This is a genomic window from Pseudocitrobacter sp. 2023LY-00077 (genome assembly GCF_055796175.1).
The window spans coordinates 392523-410430 of record NZ_JBSPEI010000001.1 but is presented as its reverse complement, the minus strand read 5'-3'; the positions used below and the strand labels follow the sequence as shown (position 1 = coordinate 410430).

Sequence of the window (17908 nt, the reverse complement as noted above, 5' to 3'; positions counted from 1 at the left end):
AGGAATCCATGATTTCAATGCGCGTTTTTCATCGCAGTTTCCTGTGGCTGGTCGCCTTTAGCCTGAGCGGTCTTATCTCGGCCCATGCCAGCGTCACCATGCTGGGCAGCCGTATTATTTACAACGCGAAGTCTTCCTCCGTGGATGTTCAGCTCAAAAATAATGACACCTATCCCTACGTTGTGCAGACGTGGTTTGACGAAGGCAATGTCGATGCCAATCCGCAGAATAGCCATGCGGTGCCGTTTTTATCAACACCGCCGGTTTTCCGCATTCAGGCTAAGGCCGGGCAAATTGTGCGCATTGTTTACAGCGGTGCGAAACCGTTGCCGAAGGACAGAGAATCCGTCTTCTGGTTCAACTTCTTACAGGTTCCTCCGACTAACGTTGCGGGTTCGCAAAAGCAAAACAAGATGCTGATCATGCTGCGTACCCGGGTGAAGCTGTTTTACCGCCCGGAAGGCCTCTCCGCGCCGGGAGATATCACCAAAAGCCTGCATGTTTCTGCCGTACGCGATGGCCGTAAAGGCTTTGGTATTCAGGTTAAAAATACGTCGGCATGGTTTGCTTCACTTTCGAATATGACCGTCGAAGCAGGAGATACCAGGATCCCTGTCAACGTGGATATGGTCTCGCCCTTTTCCAGTGCAACATTCTGGCTGAACGGTAAAAACACGCCTCAGCAGGGTCGGGGCAAAGTCATCCTTACGGCGATTAATGACCAGGGCGCAAGGATAAGCGAGCACTACGATGTCACGTACCCCTGATTTCCCCTTAAAGCGGCTCACATCGCTGATTGCCCTGATAGTTGCAGGCACAGCGCAGGCTGATGATTACTATTTTGATCCGGCGCTGTTTCAGGGCTCGGCGTATGGGCAAAATATCGGGCAGTTTAATCAGCAGCATATTTCTCCAGGGAATTACCTGGCGGATGTCTATGTGAATAACACGCTGGTGAAAACAGGTGTCAAAGTGACATTTGAAGATAAGGGTACCGACAGTGCGCCGGAACCCTGTCTGACGGCTTCATTGATGAAAAGCGCACAGCTCAAAACCGTGTCGGAAGACGACGAGCCCACAACTTGCAGACCGTTTACCGTCTGGGTGCCGGACGGAAGCTGGCAATTCGAGTCGTCCACTCTGCGGTTGCAGCTTGCCATTCCCATGACCGAACTGGTGCACAACCCGCGTGGCTATATCTCACCTGAAGAGTGGGATAGCGGCGCGTCAGCGATTTTTTTACGCCACAACACCAGCTATACGATTAATGAAAATACCGACAGCCACTATCGCTATCAATATTTATGGAGCGGCATTAACGCCGGCACCAATCTTGGCCTGTGGCAAGTGCGCCACCAGGGCAATTTTCGCTATGTCGATAATAATCAGACCGGCAGCGCCTGGCGCTATAACCGCGTGCGAACCTGGGTTCAACGCCCAATTGAGCAGCTTGAGAGCATCATGACGCTCGGTGATAGCTATACCGACAGCAGCCTGTTCGGCAGTCTGTCATTTAATGGGATTAAGCTCGCCACCGACGAAAGAATGTGGCCGCAGGGCAAACGCGGCTATGCACCAGAAGTGCGCGGTATTGCCGGCAGCAGCGCGCGAGTCATCGTCAGTCAGTTAGGCAAAACTATCTATGAAACAAATGTTCCTCCGGGGGCATTTGTCATTAACGATCTCTATAACACCCGCAATCAGGGCGATCTCCAGGTTGAAGTGATAGAAGCCAACGGCAAAACATCGACATTCACGGTGCCCTACTCAGCCGTACCCGACTCGGTTCGCCCCGGAAACTGGCACTATTCCCTCTCGATGGGGCGCGTGCGTCAGTATTACAGCGTGAATAACAACTTCTTTGAAGGCACGCTGCAACACGGCATCAATAACAACTTTACGCTCAACGCCGGGGCGCGTATCGCCAAAGAATATCAGGCATGGCTGGCTGGTGGCGTGTGGGCGACCGACCTTGGCGCATTTGGCATGAATGCCACCTGGTCAAACGCGCAGGTTGAAAATGGCGACCGTCAGCAAGGCTGGCGCAGCGAGTTAAGCTACAGCAAAACGTTTTCATCCGGCACGAATCTGGTACTGGCGGCGTACCGCTATTCCACCAGCGGGTTTCGCGATCTCCAGGATGTGCTGGGTGTTCGTCGGGAAAACAAAAGTGGTGAAGATTACTACTCTGATACGTTGCATCAGCGCAACCGACTGTCGGCGACGGTAAGCCAGCCTTTATGGGGTTTTGGCACGCTCAACATGAGCGCCAGCACGGCGGATTATTACAATAATCAGTCGCGCATTACGCAGTTGCAGCTGGGCTACAGCAATCAGTGGCAGCGTATCAGCTACGGCTTCAACATTGCACGCCAGCGCACGTCGTGGGATTACGGACGTTTTTATAGCAGCGTGAACGATCCCGATGACGCCAGTAGCCGGCAAAAATATACCGAAACCACCGTCTCGATGAACATTTCCATCCCACTCGACTGGGGGCAAAGCCGTTCGTCTGTCGCCATGAACTACAACCAGACGCGCCAAAGCCGCTCCTCCACCGTCTCGATGACCGGCTCCGCAGGGGAAGGCGGCGATTTTTCCTGGTCCATGTATGGCGGATATGAGCGTTATCGCGATGGCAGCACAGGCAGTTCCGCGACCTTCGGCGCGGGTGTTCAGGAAAATACCCGCATTGGCGCGCTGCGGGCCAATTATGACCAGGGGAACAACTACCGTCAGACCGGGCTGGGCGCTTCGGGCACGCTTGTGCTACATCCTGGCGGCATGACTCTCGGGCCGTACACCAGCGATACCTTTGCGCTTATTCATGCAGATGGCGCGCAGGGTGCACGCGTGCAAAACGGCCAGGGCGCGGTGGTCGACAGCTTCGGCTATGCCATTCTGCCTTCACTGGCACCGTATCGTGTCAATAACGTCAGCCTTGATACGCAACAAATGACCGCCGATGCCGAACTCACCGGCGGCAGTCAGCGCGTGGTGCCCTATTCCGGCGCTATCGCGCGGGTGAATTTCAATACTCTGAAAGGGAAAGCGGTGTTGATAAACCTTAACGCAAACAGCGGCGTTCTGCCCCCGATGGGGGCGGATGTGCTGGACAGCGAAGGCACATTGATAGGTATGGTCGGCCAGGGTGGACAAATTTACGCGCGTATTCCGGCGGCATCCGGCACGCTGCAGGTGCGCTGGGGCGATAACGTTCATCAGCGTTGCCGCGTGCCGTATCAACTCCCCGCCGATGACGAGAAACAGATAATCACCTTAAATCAACGCTGCGAGAAGGAATAACATCATGCGCGCCTGGCTTCAAATCCTGAGCATCCTCGTTGGCATTCTCTTCAGCACCTCGCTGTGGGCCACCTGCGCCCGCGTTACCAGCACAAGTTCACTCTCCGAAGCTGCCAAAAGCGCAGGCTATACGGCAGCTGACTGGACAGGGGCCTGCGATACCTGTAGCGGCAACGTGGGCCTTCCGGCAGTCATTAGCCTGAATAGCGGCAGCAACTTTCAACCGTCTGGCACACTGCTGGGTAGCGGTGTGGGGAGTTTCCTGACCGCCGCCACCAATAAGCCCTATACCGCGAATCAGATTCTGTTCCGCTGCGCCGTCGCGGATGCCGACAGTCTGTATGAGTTTTATGCCACCAACGGCGATTCTACTTATGCCGGGAAATATACCACCTCAGAGGTGGAGGGGGCCTACTACGATTATGTGAAAAACGTCGCGGTACGTATGACCAACCTCACCACCGGCGAGCCCTACAGCCGCTACTGGAAGTCGCGCAAATTCACCGCCAGCGACTGGTACAGTGACGGGACCTACATTTACATCCCGGCCAGCGCGTTCAGTAACGTGCTCTATGAGATGTTTAAAATCAACTCAACCACCTACGGCGCCGAAGGCTCTAAGCGTTATGTCGATCTCTTTACCCAACCGCGCGGTTATATCGCGTTCAAAGGGCCAGGTGTTTCAGACGCTCTGGCAAATGGCGCTGATAGCCTTTCAAATTACTCGGGCTGGCATTGGGGCTGGCCGGGCGCATGGGGCAGCTACGGCAGCGTCACCTATATTCGCGGGGCGATTTGCCAGGTCAGCGATTATCCCGCGCGCGTGCCTTTACCGACGATGAGCGTCGCTCAGCTGCAGGCCGGAAACGTCAGCCAGGCTCCGTTCAGCGTTAGCCTGCAGTGTGAATCCGGTGCGATTTCAAGTACCAGCGCCTCGACCGCCAGCGCTGCCAACGTAGCCATGGGCTTTCTGGTCAATCAGCCAGCCGCGGTGGCTGCCGCGCGAACGCTGAATCTGGTGACCTCCGGCGGTGGCCTGACATGGCTGCTGGATACCCAGTACGGCAGCAAAGGGGTCGCCTCAGGCGTGGGCATTAAGATTTATAACAGCAATGGCACGGCGCTCAATCTGCTGCCGGATCAATCCAGTATGGGCACCGGAAATACGCGGGGCTGGTACGCCTATAAAGATCTCACCACGCTGGTTTCCTCGGACACCGTGACAACGTATACCGGCGATTTCACCGCCTCTCTTGAGGCCATCAGCGGTCAAACGGTTACCGCAGGAACAGTCAATGCGCAATTACAAGTGGTGGTCAGTTTTCAGTAAGGTGGCGTTACTGCTGGCATTTTCGGCTCAGGTGAGCGCCGCAGTAAACGTTGATCGCACGCGGATCGTTTTCGGCGGCAGCGACGTCGCTCGCTCGTTAAATCTCTCTAACGATGGAACGACGCCGATGGTGATTCAGGTATGGGCGGACGATGGCGATCCGGCCAGCACGCCGGATGTGAACCCTACGCCGGTGGTGGTTATTCCACCGGTCTTTAAGATGCTCCCGGGCGAGCTTCGGTCATTAAAGCTGATGCTCGCCTCTCGCCAGGGACTGGCTGAGGACAGGGAATCACTATTCTGGCTCAATATTTATCAGATTGCCCCGGATAACGCGGCAAGCGGCCGTGAAGGGCAAAAAGTGATTTTGCCGCTGCGGTTGCGCATGAAGGTATTCGTTCGCCCGGCGGGCTTGCAGCCGCCAGAAGATAAAAATGAGCGCGGGCTGCGCTTTAGCGTTAGCGGAGATACGTTACGGGTGGCGAACCCCTCCCCCTGGTATATGAGCTTATCGCTGCATCTTCCTGGCCAGCAGAAACCGACCAGTATGATGATTGCGCCTTACGGCGAAGAACAGATATCACGGCCTGCTTCCCTCCATTCAGGAAGCCATCTGGTTTATGATGTGATTTCCGATGACGGCAACTATCGCCGCTATCAGGCAAACCTTACCGCAAGCGGGTAAACGTTCAGGGCGTCATTGCAGACGCCCTGAAAAGTTATTTCACCAGCCCCTTCTCTTTCAGGTAATCCGCCGCCACTTTCTTCGCGTCGACGCCTTCTACCGCAATGCGGGCGTTAAGCTGCTGAAGGGTTTTCTCATCCAGGCTTTCGAATACCGGTTTCAACCAGTTTTCCAGCTGCGGATATTCCTTCAACACCGCTTCGCGCACCACCGGCGCTGGCGCATAAATCGGCTGCACACCTTTCGGATCGCTCAGGGTAACTAATCCCAGCGCAGCCACCGGGCCATCGGTGCCGTAGGCCATCGCCGCATTCACGCCGGACGTTTGCTGGGCGGCGGCTTTAATCGTTACCGCGGTATCGCCGCCCGCCAGCGACAACAACTGTGGCTGGTTAAGTTTAAACGCGTAGGCTTTCTCAAAGGCCGGAAGCGCATCCGGGCGTTCGATAAACTCAGCGGACGCCGCAAGCTTAAAGCTTCCGCCCGTTTTCAGATAGCGGCTGAGGTCATCCAGTGAGGTGAGTTTGTTTTTATCCGCGAGATCCTGGCGCACGGCAATGGTCCAGGTATTGTTGGCGGGCGCAGGCGTCAGCCAGATAAGATGATTTTTCTCACCATCGAGCTTTTTGACTTTCTCGTAACCCTGCTGGGCATTTTTCCATGCCGCATCGTTTTCATCTTTAAAGAAGAATGCGCCATTGCCGGTATATTCCGGGTAGATATCCAGCTCGCCGGAGGTGATCGCGCCGCGCACAACCGGCGTGGTGCCAAGCTGCACTTTGTTGACCGTTTTAACGTCGTGGCTTTCCAGCACCTGCAAAATGATATTTCCGAGCAGCGCCCCTTCGGTATCAATTTTCGAGCCGACTTTTACCGGAGACGCCGCCTGAAGCGGCAGGCTCACGGCTGCCAGAAATGCCAGTGAACCTGCCCAACGTTTTGTACCTGACATACTTATTCCTCATTATTTTCATGTTCCTGAGGAAAAAGCGTAGTCGATCAATCTTCTTGTGGCACCTTTAGCGGAATCGCCAGCACGCTGGCGGCGAAATAAAGTATCGCAATCACCCATAGCGTACCTTCCACGCCGAGCGGTTCGACGCAGAGCGTGACAATCAGCGGCCCGGCAAAGTTGCTTAAGCCAGAGCCTAAATTAAGGCAGGAAATCGCCGCGCCCTTGTTTTCCGGCAGCAGCGCGGGGATCAGCGCGCTCAGCGGGCCGAATGCGCCAAGGCCGATGGCGTAAATAGCCAGTGCGGCAAACAACGCCACCCCGCTATTTCCGAACAGCACCGGGGCGTAGCACACCGCCAGCGACGCTGCGCCGCAGAGCGTGCCGGAGAAAAAGACCACGGTTTTACGCCAGCCAATGGTATCGCCCAGCCAACCGAAGAAGTATCCGGCAAAGATATTCAGCACATTGACCAGCCCCCAGATAGTCAGCCACTCCTGAATGCTGAAACCAAAGCGCGGCAGGTAAACCGGCATTAAAATCACCAACGAGAATTTACCGATATCATTGATGGTTTTTACCAGCACCGCCAGGCGCATTTTCGGCTCGCGCGCCAGCACCATCAGCCCTTCGCCCAGCGCCGGTAAAATTTTGCTATCTGACTCGCGCTCGGGCTGTACCCGATTAAGCACCAGCGCGCACCCGCTGCCCGCCAGCACAAAAACGAAGCCAATCAGCAAGGTAGTGGTTTCCCCGCTGCGTGGGATCATAAAACCCGAAAACCACGGCGCGACGATGGTCATGCCCACGCCAAAGGCAATCCAGAACCAGGAAACCGCCCGCCCCAGAATGCGCGTTTCACAGCACTGGTTAATCCACACCAGAAACGAGTAGGCAAAAAGCGGATAAGCCACCCCACGCAGCGCATAGCTGCCGACCATCAACAGATAGTTGCCGTTGGGCAGAGCCCAGAAGATAAACGGCACCGAGCCGATAAAATAAACCAGCGTCGCCGCCCACATCAGGCGACGAATCCCCAGCACGCCAGCGCCAATCCCGGAGAACCAGGAGACCAGCGCCACGCACAGGCCGAAGACCGACGACATCATGCTGATATCGCGCGCGTCAAAGCCGCGCTGTTGCAGCAGCGACGCCAGCCAGCTCTGCTCGATAGTCGCGCCGGTAATAAACAAAAAGACGCCAATAAAGCCCCACAGCAGCTGGCGAGGAAGGCCAATTCGCGCCCAGATGCCTTGTTGAATGTACACGCTATGTTCAGTCATAAATGCCAGTCAAAAAAGTAAGCCCGGCGCACAGTGCGCCGGGCGGGTCAATGATTACGCGTTCTTCAACTGCACCGCGTTTTCTTTCGCTTTCATCAGGCTGCGGTTTACACAGCCGACGGTGTTATCTCCCCAGCACTGCTCGTAAGGCATGCCGGTCAGCGACTCAATAACCTCTTTGGTTTCGGCGGTGACCGTCGCTTTGCTGCCACCCTGTTTCAGGCGCGCCACTTCATCGTTGAGAATCGCGTGGGTACGACCATTCACTTTGAACTGGAAGGCAGACCAGATACCCCATACGGTGAGGATCACCGGCAGGATTATCATGATGGCGAGGATCATGTTGATAGCCGATTGTGGCTGGCTTGCCTGACCGGTAACAAAGCCAGACATCTGCAACGCAACACCCACCAGGAAGATAGACAGCGCCTGAGAGGCTTTACGCAGCAGGCTCATAAAGCCCGCAAAAATCCCTTCACGACGGTTACAGGTGAGAATTTCATCCACATCCGCCACGAAGGTGTAGTTGTTCCACGGAATGGAGTAGATACCGCCGCGCGCCAGGCCCGCAATCCCCGCCGCCAGATAGAGCAGCGCCATGCTGGTTGAGCCACTGAGGTAGGTGAAGGTGAACAAGGCAAAGGCAATTAACGCCATGCTGGCCTGGGTGGCAAACGCGCGAGACGGCGAGTAGCGCAGGGTCAGCCAGGTGGCGACGCCGACGCCGAAGAATTGCAGACCATTAATCGCACTCAGCAGATTAGAGGCCACAATCGACGAGGTGGAGAGCGCAAACACCACAAAGTAGGTGAAGACGGAGTTAAAGATATCCTGCCCCACGGAACCGCCCAGATACATGCCCAGGTGAGAGCGGAATGTTTTGATTTTTAACGTAGAAACAAAGTCGTAGTAGATATTGAAAATACGCGTGGAAAGCGGCAGTTTCTCGGCGGCTTCGATGGTGCGCTCGCTCTGTTCAATCTCTTCGATAGAGCGTTCCCAGGTGCCGAAATAGACAAAGAACAACACGACCATGAACGACACGGTGAAAATCGCCCCGGCGTAGAAGAAGGAATCCGCCGAATCGGAACCAAAATAGTTAATCAGACGCCCCGGCAGAAACGCGGCGGTAAAGCCAGCAAACTGCGCGATATACATACGGGCGCTGGTCAGTTTCGACCGTTTGGTGAAATCAGAGGTCATTTCCGCCGACAGGGTATCGTACGGGATCAAAATCATCGAATAGACGATTTCAAACAGGATGTAGACCAGCAGATACATCCAGTAGTTAAAACCGTCCACCCACAGCAGGCTGTACACCGATACCAGCGGAATGCTGAGCAGCAGGAAGAAGCGGCGACGGCCAAAGCGGCGGCCCAGCCAGGTTTTGTGGAAGTTGTCGGAAATGTAGCCCATCAGCGGGCACATAATCACATCGACAATACGCGCGACCGCAAACAGCGACCCGGCCTCAATCGGCGTCAGGCCGCAGAAGGTGGTTAAGAAGAACAGCAACCAGGCGCTGACCAGCGTGAAGGCCCCCGAGCCAATCACATCCGCCAGGCCGTAACAGACATAGTTATGGAGTTTTATCTCCCTGACTTTTTTTATCATTTTTCCATCCCCTTAAACTGACATCCGGCGATAGCGACCCCAGAGCCGCGCCGCCGCTCTGAATGCTTATTTCCCGTTCACTATCACCACGTCCTGCGAATGCCAGCCCGCCGGCAACGGCGTCGGGCGCACAGCGTTGAATTCACGCAGCACCAGCCCGGTAACGCCGTCGGCATACAGCGCCGGGAGCCCGCCAGGGTATGGCTCGACGCCCCACGCGCGCCCGGTTTCCGGGTTCACCAGGTAGGCGTTATCCAGCCCCATCCCGGTCGGTTTCGCCGGATTGCACGGTGGGCGAACATCAAAGCAGCCCTGCTCCTGCGCATCACCCTGCACCTGCTGAAGCTGAACGCCGTTGAAAGTGATGTTGTGAATATCGCCTGCGGTTTCACTGTGCAGGTTGATTGCCCCTTCGCTGATACCGGAGAGGTTGCTGAAGGTGATGTGCTGAATCTGCCCGGCGGCAACCTGCGGGTCGCGACGGCGCGCGGAGAGATACACCGGATCGGCTTTTCCCCAATGGCACGGATGACCGTGACGGCAATCAAACAGAATGTTGCTAAAGCTCATCTGGCTGAACGTGCCGCCATCGCGCGACACCAGACCGATGCCGCGATTAGACTCAAAAATGGTGCAGTTGCTGACGATGATGTGGCTGATATCCGCCGCCGTTTCAGTGCCCACTTTAATGGCGCAGCTTTTCGAACGAATGATGCAGTTGTTCACCACCACATGGCAGGTAGGCTGTTGCAGCGCAGACGCTTTACGGGTGGTTTTCAGGCAGATGCCGTCATCGGCAGCGCTGAAGTAACTGTCGCTGATGTGCACAAACTGGCAGCTATCGAGATCCAGCGCATCGGTATTGGAGAGCGCCAGATCGTTATCAATCGTTAAGCGATGAATGAAAATATGTTTGCAGCTCACCAGGTGTGCGGTCCACATCGGCGAATCCGCCAGCGTGATATCGCACAGCCGCACCTGCTCACACCCTTCCAGCACCAGCAGGCGCGGTCGCTGCGCGGCAGGCTGACGATAGCCCTGCGCATCCGCCTGCGGCGCAAACCAGGCTGCCGCATTGCCTTCCACGCGCCCTTCCCCGCTGAGGGTAATCTGTTGCTGATTGCGGGCGTACAACAGCGCCATATGTGACAACTCGGCCATAGACTGCGTCAGGTCTGCCGGGTAATCCGCCACGTTCGGGCTTGCGCGCAAGCAGGCCCCGGCTTCCAGGTGCAATGTAAAATGGGAAGGTAGCACCAGCGTGCCGGTCAACCAGATGCCGGGCGGGATGATCAGCGTACCGCCGCCTGCCGCCGCCAGGGTATCAATCATCTGCTGCAACTGTGCCGTAACCGGACGCGTGCCGGTGTTATCGAGCCCGGCCTGTTCGAGGGAGAGTTTCATTGCGCTACCTGTTTGATTTTCGATAGCCGCATTTAACGAAGTTTTCGCCCTTCGCTCGCGCTCCGTTTCCAGGCTTTTTTACGTAATAGTGAAAATCATCACGTCCGCCGAACGGGGGAGAAATAGCTTTTGATGGCGCGCACAAAATCAACGCCACAGAGGAACGGGAAATGCGTTGAAGATCACATTTTCATGCGCAATGAGGAATAAAAGAGCGAGCAAAATGGGGGTGACGGCGAAATGTTATTGCGGAAGGTGACGATGTTCACGGAAGTGGGAAATGGATGGAGGATGGGGATTGATTTTTGGTAGGTGCGGTGAGTGCCCCCCTCACCCCGGCCCTCTCCCGCAGGGAGAGGGGGAAAACCAGCGCAGAACAAGCAGATTGGCACGATCGGTTCCCTCTCCCTGCGGGAGAGGGTTAGGGTGAGGGGCGAAGGCCTACTTCAGCTCAAACTCCCCCTGCTTCACGCGCGCCGAATCCACGCCGATAAAGACGTTGAATTTGCCCGGTTCTGCATCGTATTTCATGCTCTGATTCCAGAACTTCAGTGCCTCTACATCTATCGGGAAGCTGACGGTTTGCGTTTCACCCGGTTTCAGCGTCACTTTCTCAAAGCCTTTCAGTTGTTTCACCGGGCGACTCATTGACGCTGTCACATCCTGCAAATACATCTGAATGACCGTCGCGCCTTCACGCTTACCGCTGTTGGTAACGTCTACGCTGGCGGTGACCTTGCCGTCGCGCGTCATTGACGGTGCTGACATTTTCACGTCAGAAACGGTGAAGGTGGTGTAGCTCAGGCCATAACCAAATGGATAAAGCGGGCCGTTGGCTTCATCGAAGTAGCGCGAGGTGTATTTGTTTGGTTTATCCGCGTTATACGGGCGACCGGTGTTGAGATGACTGTAGTAAACCGGAATCTGCCCCACTGAGCGCGGGAAGGACATCGGCAATTTACCGGACGGATTGTAATCGCCAAACAGCACGTCGGCGATGGCGTTGCCGCCTTCGGTACCGGCGAACCAGGTTTCCAGAATGGCATCAGCCTGCTGATCTTCTTTCACCAGCGCCAGCGGACGCCCGTTCATCAGCACCAGCACCAACGGTTTGCCGGTGGCTTTCAGCGCGGCAATCAAATCGCGTTGGCTTTGCGGGATTTCGATGTTGGTGCGGCTGGAGGCTTCATGCGCCATCCCCTGCGCTTCGCCCACCACGGCCACCACGACGTCGGATTGTTTCGCCGCCGCCACCGCTTCATCAATCATCGCCTGCGGGGAGCGCGGGTCAACTTTGACCGCTTCTTCATACAGGTTCAGGAAATCGACAATGCCTTTATCGTTGGTGGCGTTCGCGCCTTTGGCGTAAACCACTTTGCCCTTATCGCCCAGCGCGTTTTTAATCCCGGTGAGCACGGTCACCGACTGGTCTGCCACGCCCGCGGCGGACCAGCTACCCATCACATCGCGCTTACTGTCGGCCAGCGGGCCAACCACCGCCACGGTGCCCGATTTTTTCAGCGGCAGCGTCTCGAGACGGTTTTTCAGCAGCACCAGGCTTTCGCGCGCGACATCACGCGCATCTTTACGATGCAGACGGCTTTCGGCGTTGGTGTCCTGCGGATCAGACTCTTTCGGCCCAAGGTGGCTGTACGGGTCGTTAAACAACCCCATATCATATTTGACGTTCAGCACGTGACGCGCGGCATCGTCCAGTTCCGCCATCGTCACCTTGCCGGATTTCACCAGTCCCGGCAGGTACTTGCTGTAATATTCATCGCTCATACTCATGTTGATGCCGGACTTCAGCGCCACGCGTACCGCATCTTCCGGGTCAGAAGCCGTACCGTGTTTAATCAGTTCTTTAATCGCACCATGATCGGAAACGGTGATGCCCTTGAAACCCCACTTATCACGCAGGATCTCTTTGAGCAGCCACGCATCCGAGGTTGCAGGCGTGCCATTCAGCGAGTTCAGCGCGACCATCACCGCACCGCTGCCCGCATCCAGCCCCGCTTTATACGGCGGCATATAGTCGTTAAACAGACGCTGCGAGCTCATATCAACGGTGTTGTACTCTTTCCCACCCTCAACCGCGCCGTAGGCGGCGAAGTGTTTCACGCTGGTCATCACCGAATAGCGATCCGCCGGGCTTTTGCCCTGCATCGCTTCCACCATGGTTTTGCCCATGATTGAGGTCAAATAGGTATCTTCGCCAAAGCCTTCTGAAGCACGGCCCCAGCGCGGGTCGCGCGAGACGTCAACCATGGGTGCCCAGGTCATATTCAGACCATCATCCGCCGCTTCATAAGCAGACACGCGGCCAACGGTGCGCACCGCATCAAGGTTAAAGCTGGACGCCAGGCCGAGGCTTATCGGGAAGACGGTACGCTGGCCATGCAGCACGTCGTAGGCGAAGAACAGTGGAATTTTCAGGCGGCTCAGTTCCATCACCTGATCCTGCATTTTGCGGATATCCTGGCGGGTGACGGTGTTAAAGATTGCCCCAACCTGGCCTTCTTTAATCATCTCGCGGATCGCCTCTTTCGGGTTATCCGGGCCGACGCTTATCAGACGAAGCTGACCGATTTTTTCATCAACCGTCATCTTTTTGAGCAGCCCGGTAACAAACGCATCCCGCGCCTCGGGCGTCAAAGGGTGATTGCCGAACAGATCTTCCGCCAGCGCGGGTTGCAGCGCCAGGCTCACGGCGACGCCTACAGAACATAACCATTTCATGTTGTTAGTCTCTTTATTCCATGCCAGTCAATCGGCGAAAGTTGATGAAAAACCGCAGTTTGCCATAAGCCTAAACGGCTGAGGAGCAGAAAGCGAAGGTTATTCTCTGAATTTTCGAAACATTCGTACTCCCAATAAATCTGCAAAGCGCTATTCTTAGGGACGACAAATTAGTCTCACCACAAGGAGTGGAATAATGTCTGCACAAGCCACCACTGATAATAAAGCGCTAATTAACGAACTCACCCGCCTGGTCGGTCACGCTCACCTGCTGACTGACCCGGCGAAAACTGCCCGCTATCGCAAGGGCTTCCGCTCCGGTCACGGTGACGCGCTGGCCGTTGTCTTCCCCGGTTCACTGCTTGAACTGTGGCGCGTACTCAACGCCTGCGTGAACGCGGATAAAATCATTCTGATGCAGGCGGCGAACACCGGCCTGACCGAAGGTTCTACGCCAAGCGGCAACGATTATGATCGCGAGATTGTCATCATCAGTACCTTGCGTCTTGATAAGCTGCATCTGCTCGATAAAGGCGAACAGGTGCTGGCCTGGCCGGGCACCACCCTCTATTCTCTGGAGAAAGCGCTTAAGCCGCTGGGACGCGAGCCACACTCTGTGATTGGTTCTTCATGCATTGGCGCATCGGTTATCGGCGGGATCTGCAACAACTCCGGCGGGTCGCTGGTGCAGCGTGGCCCGGCGTATACTGAAATGTCGCTGTTTGCGCGCATTGACGAGAACGGCAAGCTGACGCTGGTTAACCACCTGGGCATTGATCTGGGTGAAACGCCCGAGCAGATCCTCAGTAAACTCGATGATGAACGCGTGAAAGACAGCGACGTGCGCCACGATGGCCGCCACGCGCACGATCACGATTACGTCACTCGCGTACGTGATGTTGAAGCCGACACCCCTGCCCGCTACAACGCGGACCCGGAACGCCTGTTCGAGTCATCCGGCTGCGCCGGGAAACTGGCCGTTTTCGCCGTGCGTCTGGACACCTTCCCGGCGGAAAAACGTCAGCAGGTGTTTTATATCGGCACCAATCAGCCGGACGTGCTGACGGAAATCCGTCGCCACATTCTGGCGGAATTCAAGAACCTGCCGGTGGCGGGCGAATATATGCATCGCGATATTTACGATATCGCCGAGCAGTACGGCAAAGACACCTTCCTGATGATCGATAAACTCGGCACCGACAAAATGCCGTTCTTCTTCACCCTGAAGGGGCGCACCGACGCGATGCTGGACAAAGTGTCGCTGTTTAAGCCGCACTTTACCGACCGTTTTATGCAGAAGGTCGGGCACGTCTTCCCGGCGCACCTTCCGGCGCGCATGAAACAGTGGCGCGATAAATATGAGCATCACCTGCTGTTGAAAATGGCGGGCGACGGTATTGAAGAAGCGCAGGCCTGGCTGGCGGAGTACTTTAAACAGGCGGAAGGCGGCTATTTTGTCTGTACCGCCGAAGAGGGAAGCAAAGCCTTCCTGCACCGTTTCGCGGCGGCGGGCGCGGCCATTCGCTATCAGGCGGTACACGCCGATGAAGTAGAAGACATTCTGGCGCTGGATATCGCCCTGCGTCGTAATGATACCGAGTGGTTCGAACATCTGCCGCCGGAAATCGACAGCCAACTGGTGCATAAGCTCTACTACGGCCACTTTATGTGCCACGTATTCCATCAGGATTACATCGTCAAAAAAGGCGTGGACGCGCACGAGCTGAAAGAAAAAATGCTGGTGCTGCTTCGCGAACGCGGCGCGCAGTATCCGGCGGAGCACAATGTCGGCCATCTGTACGAAGCCGCCGACACGTTAAAACGTTTTTATCGTGAAAACGATCCGACGAACAGCATGAACCCCGGCATCGGTAAAACCAGTAAACAGAAATACTGGGGTGAAGGAAAGCCGCAGAATAATCACGTTCCCGCCACAAGCGACGAGCCCTCCGTGAAATAAGAGAGACGGATTGTTATTCAGATTCGCGCCGTATTAGAGTGAGTGAATGACGCCGGGGGAACGTTTCTCCGGCGATTTTTTTCACAAGGAATCTGAGTATGTCCGCGCGCGAAGCCGCTACTGATGTTGAAATTCGTTTAGCCCAGCCTGATGACGTCCACGCAATTTCCGCTATTTACGCCTGGCATGTGCTGAACGGGCGAGCCTCCTTTGAAGAAACCCCGCCGTCCATTGATGAAATGCGCGAACGCATGAAGAAGGTCAATGACCACGGTCTGCCGTGGCTGGTTGCGCTTTATCGCGGCGTCGTGGTTGGGTATTGCTATGCGTCACCCTACCGCCCTCGCCCGGCCTATCGTTATACGGTGGAGGAGTCGATTTATCTGGATACCTCCATGACCGGACACGGCATTGGCAGCGCGCTGCTGGGCAGGTTAATTGAGATTTGCGAGCAGGGGCCCTGGCGACAAATGTTGGCGGTGGTCGGCGATGGCCACAACAACCCGGGGTCACTGAACCTGCATAAAAAAATGGGATTTGAGATTGCCGGGCAGTTGCGCAGCGTGGGTTATAAGCTGGGTGACTGGCGGGATACGTTGATCATGCAGCGCCCGCTCAATGATGGGGATTGGACGCTGCCGGAGTAGTAGGTTCGGTGCCGGGTTTTGCCGGATGCGTTGCGCTTATCCGGCCTACGGGGCGGTGCTGGGGTTTGGTAGGCCGGATAAGGCGTAGCCGCCATCCGGCGTTACTGCGCCGAAGCCGAATAAACTTAATCTTCCTGGGTCGTCACTTTACCGTGCGCCAGGTTGCCCGCAATCTGCGACTCTTTCTGCTTTTTATAGCTCAGCGCCGCCGCAGGAACCGGCATCACTTTACCAGTTTCGACCCAGGTACGCAGACGGCTGGCGTCGGCGAAGTGGGTATATTTGCCAAACGCGTCCATGACCACCATCGCCACCGGACGTTTGTTCATCACCGTACGCATCACCAGACAGTGACCCGCCGCATTGGTGAAGCCGGTTTTGGTCAGCTGGATATTCCAGTTATCGCGATACACCAGGTGGTTGGTGTTGCGGAACGGCAGCGTGTACGCCGGGTTAGCGAAGGTCGCCATATCCTCACGCGTGGTGCTCAACTGACCAATCAGCGGATACTGTTTGGTGGCAATCAGCATTTTGGTCAGGTCGCGCGCCGTTGACACGTTGTGAATCGACAGCCCGGTCGGTTCCACATAGCGCGTGTGCGTCATCCCCAGCGCTTTGGCTTTCGCGTTCATGGCGCGAATAAAGGCATCGTAACCGCCTGGGTAGTGATGTGCCAGGCTTGCCGCCGCGCGGTTCTCCGACGACATCAGCGCCAGCAACAGCATATTTTTACGGCTGATTTTACTGTTCAGACGCACGCGGGAGTAGATCCCTTTCATCTCCGGCGTGTGGCTGATATCAACGCTCAGCATCTCATCGAGCGGCAGGCGCGCATCCAGCACCACCATCGCGGTCATCACTTTGGTGATGGACGCAATCGGGCGCACCAGATCCGGTTCGCTGGCGTAGATCACTTTGTTGGTTTCAAGATCGACAATCATCGCGCTCCCGGAAGCAATTTCCGGGCGCGAAGCTGCGGCAGTCGCCGCCGTTTTAGCACTCGCCTGAGGCGCAAAAGGCACAGCCAGCATTAACGCCAGGCTGAGCAGGGAAACGCGAAATTTCTGCATGATGTGTTTTCTGGTGGTTATTTATGCACTGTATGGAATATGGTCGCCGCGCGCGTTAAGGCAACGCAGCGAGGTCGTCATCATAGCGCGGAGCGCAAGGCACCTACCAGAAAAGAATAGTGAATAAATGCTGCATTGCTGGCGTGAAATAATTCACACCAGCAATGCATAAGAACGGATCAGAACAATCGGTAACCATAGCCCCACAGAATGACAGTGATCGCCAGCAGCACCTCCAGCACCAGCACGCCAATTGCCAGGGTTGAACTGGCGAAGCTCAGCCCCTCTTCCCGGTCAATATTGAGGAACGTCGGGATACCGACATAAAGCAAATAACCGGTGTAGAACAGCGCAACGGTACCAATCAGCGCACAGAGCCAGACCAACGGATAGAGCGCCACGATACCGCTCAGAAACATCGGCGTCGCCACATAACCGGCAAACACCATACAGCGCTTGAGCGACGGACGCTCCGGATAGTTACGCGCCATCCACCAGATTACGCGCCCCATCACCGCGACGCCCCCGAGCATTACCCCATAGAAAAGTACGGCCAGGATTAAACCGGTCACGGGTGACAGTTTAACCACATTGCCATCGCCGAAATTCCAGCCCAGCTGTGTTGTTCCTATAAATGCACAGATAACAGGAATCGCGGCCATCAACAGAACATGGTGCGTGTAATGGTGTGAAACGGTTTCGTTTTCACTCCGAATGACATGCATTTCTCGATCGGGATGGGAAAACAGACCCCAGACATGGTTCATAACGCCTCCTCGACACGGCTTCGTACCACGTAGCGTAAGTATAATTCACACTAATAGATTATTTATTGAGCAGACAAAAAATAACGTCGTCCCCGGCTTCGGCTCAGGGGTGTATGCTTAAAGGAGATGTTTAAAGGAAACGAAGATAACG

The 17908-nt window shown here is 55.8% G+C and carries 13 protein-coding genes; 6 read left to right on the top strand and 7 right to left on the bottom strand.

Going from position 1 to position 17908, the window contains the following annotated elements:
- Positions 1 to 11 precede the first annotated feature (11 nt).
- Genes ACWWFX_RS01870 through ACWWFX_RS01855 form a run of 4 tightly spaced genes read left to right on the top strand, consistent with a single transcriptional unit; the run spans position 12 to position 5321 of the window.
- The gene (locus tag ACWWFX_RS01870) at positions 12 to 767 is read left to right on the top strand and encodes a fimbria/pilus periplasmic chaperone (RefSeq protein WP_473223139.1); all 756 of its coding nucleotides are present in this window, start codon (positions 12 to 14) and stop codon (positions 765 to 767) included.
- Positions 751 to 3306: a fimbrial outer membrane usher protein gene (locus ACWWFX_RS01865; RefSeq protein ID WP_473223058.1), complete on the top strand. Its 2556-nt coding sequence runs from the start codon at positions 751 to 753 to the stop codon at positions 3304 to 3306. The genes ACWWFX_RS01870 and ACWWFX_RS01865 overlap by 17 nt, the downstream gene beginning before the upstream one ends.
- Positions 3307 to 3310: 4 nt before the next feature.
- Positions 3311 to 4636: a fimbrial usher protein StbD gene (stbD, locus tag ACWWFX_RS01860; protein ID WP_276220523.1), complete on the top strand. Its 1326-nt coding sequence runs from the start codon at positions 3311 to 3313 to the stop codon at positions 4634 to 4636.
- The gene (locus ACWWFX_RS01855) at positions 4602 to 5321 is read left to right on the top strand and encodes a fimbrial assembly chaperone (protein ID WP_473223057.1); all 720 of its coding nucleotides are present in this window, start codon (positions 4602 to 4604) and stop codon (positions 5319 to 5321) included. Before stbD ends, ACWWFX_RS01855 begins: the two co-directional genes overlap by 35 nt.
- A gap of 34 nt (positions 5322 to 5355) precedes the next feature.
- Here ACWWFX_RS01855 and osmF read toward each other — a convergent pair whose 3' ends face one another.
- From osmF to bglX, 5 genes are all read right to left on the bottom strand, one after another.
- On the bottom strand, positions 5356 to 6273 hold the full coding sequence (osmF, locus tag ACWWFX_RS01850; RefSeq protein WP_276220525.1) for a glycine betaine ABC transporter substrate-binding protein OsmF: 918 nt from the start codon (positions 6271 to 6273) through the stop codon (positions 5356 to 5358).
- A gap of 47 nt (positions 6274 to 6320) precedes the next feature.
- The gene (locus tag ACWWFX_RS01845; RefSeq protein ID WP_473223056.1) at positions 6321 to 7556 is read right to left on the bottom strand and encodes an MFS transporter; all 1236 of its coding nucleotides are present in this window, start codon (positions 7554 to 7556) and stop codon (positions 6321 to 6323) included.
- A gap of 54 nt (positions 7557 to 7610) precedes the next feature.
- Positions 7611 to 9170 (bottom strand): MFS transporter, encoded by a 1560-nt coding sequence (locus ACWWFX_RS01840; protein ID WP_276220527.1) that lies wholly within the window; start codon positions 9168 to 9170, stop codon positions 7611 to 7613.
- Between the two features lie 66 nt (positions 9171 to 9236).
- Positions 9237 to 10574, bottom strand: a complete 1338-nt coding sequence (locus tag ACWWFX_RS01835; RefSeq protein ID WP_473223055.1) for a glycoside hydrolase family 28 protein — start codon at positions 10572 to 10574, stop codon at positions 9237 to 9239.
- 441 nt (positions 10575 to 11015) lie between these two features.
- The gene (gene bglX / locus ACWWFX_RS01830) at positions 11016 to 13313 is read right to left on the bottom strand and encodes a beta-glucosidase BglX (protein ID WP_473223054.1); all 2298 of its coding nucleotides are present in this window, start codon (positions 13311 to 13313) and stop codon (positions 11016 to 11018) included.
- A 196-nt stretch (positions 13314 to 13509) separates the two neighbouring features.
- Here bglX and dld point away from each other — a divergent pair, with 196 nt between their 5' ends.
- Both dld and ACWWFX_RS01820 read left to right on the top strand, forming a co-directional pair.
- Positions 13510 to 15273 carry a D-lactate dehydrogenase gene (gene dld / locus ACWWFX_RS01825; RefSeq protein ID WP_276219860.1) on the top strand — a complete coding sequence of 588 codons (1764 nt, stop codon included), beginning with the start codon at positions 13510 to 13512 and terminating at the stop codon, positions 15271 to 15273.
- Between the two features lie 98 nt (positions 15274 to 15371).
- On the top strand, positions 15372 to 15920 hold the full coding sequence (locus ACWWFX_RS01820) for a GNAT family N-acetyltransferase (protein WP_276219848.1): 549 nt from the start codon (positions 15372 to 15374) through the stop codon (positions 15918 to 15920).
- A gap of 125 nt (positions 15921 to 16045) precedes the next feature.
- Here ACWWFX_RS01820 and pbpG read toward each other — a convergent pair whose 3' ends face one another.
- On the bottom strand, positions 16046 to 16990 hold the full coding sequence (gene pbpG, locus ACWWFX_RS01815) for a D-alanyl-D-alanine endopeptidase (RefSeq protein WP_456145997.1): 945 nt from the start codon (positions 16988 to 16990) through the stop codon (positions 16046 to 16048).
- 179 nt (positions 16991 to 17169) lie between these two features.
- Positions 17170 to 17757: a Yip1 family protein gene (locus ACWWFX_RS01810; RefSeq protein WP_015963755.1), complete on the bottom strand. Its 588-nt coding sequence runs from the start codon at positions 17755 to 17757 to the stop codon at positions 17170 to 17172.
- Between the last annotated feature and the right edge of the window lie 151 nt (positions 17758 to 17908).

Bases quoted from the DNA above. Each gene is read 5' to 3' on its own strand.
- ACWWFX_RS01865 (WP_473223058.1), top strand. From the start codon at position 751: ATGTCACGTACCCCTGATTTCCCCTTAAAGCGGCTCACATCGCTGATT.
- stbD (WP_276220523.1), top strand. From the start codon at position 3,311: ATGCGCGCCTGGCTTCAAATCCTGAGCATCCTCGTTGGCATTCTCTTC.
- ACWWFX_RS01855 (WP_473223057.1), top strand. From the start codon at position 4,602: ATGCGCAATTACAAGTGGTGGTCAGTTTTCAGTAAGGTGGCGTTACTG.
- osmF (WP_276220525.1), bottom strand. From the start codon at position 6,273: ATGTCAGGTACAAAACGTTGGGCAGGTTCACTGGCATTTCTGGCAGCC.
- ACWWFX_RS01845 (WP_473223056.1), bottom strand. From the start codon at position 7,556: ATGACTGAACATAGCGTGTACATTCAACAAGGCATCTGGGCGCGAATT.
- ACWWFX_RS01840 (WP_276220527.1), bottom strand. From the start codon at position 9,170: ATGATAAAAAAAGTCAGGGAGATAAAACTCCATAACTATGTCTGTTAC.
- ACWWFX_RS01835 (WP_473223055.1), bottom strand. From the start codon at position 10,574: ATGAAACTCTCCCTCGAACAGGCCGGGCTCGATAACACCGGCACGCGT.
- bglX (WP_473223054.1), bottom strand. From the start codon at position 13,313: ATGAAATGGTTATGTTCTGTAGGCGTCGCCGTGAGCCTGGCGCTGCAA.
- dld (WP_276219860.1), top strand. From the start codon at position 13,510: ATGTCTGCACAAGCCACCACTGATAATAAAGCGCTAATTAACGAACTC.
- ACWWFX_RS01820 (WP_276219848.1), top strand. From the start codon at position 15,372: ATGTCCGCGCGCGAAGCCGCTACTGATGTTGAAATTCGTTTAGCCCAG.
- pbpG (WP_456145997.1), bottom strand. From the start codon at position 16,990: ATGCAGAAATTTCGCGTTTCCCTGCTCAGCCTGGCGTTAATGCTGGCT.
- ACWWFX_RS01810 (WP_015963755.1), bottom strand. From the start codon at position 17,757: ATGAACCATGTCTGGGGTCTGTTTTCCCATCCCGATCGAGAAATGCAT.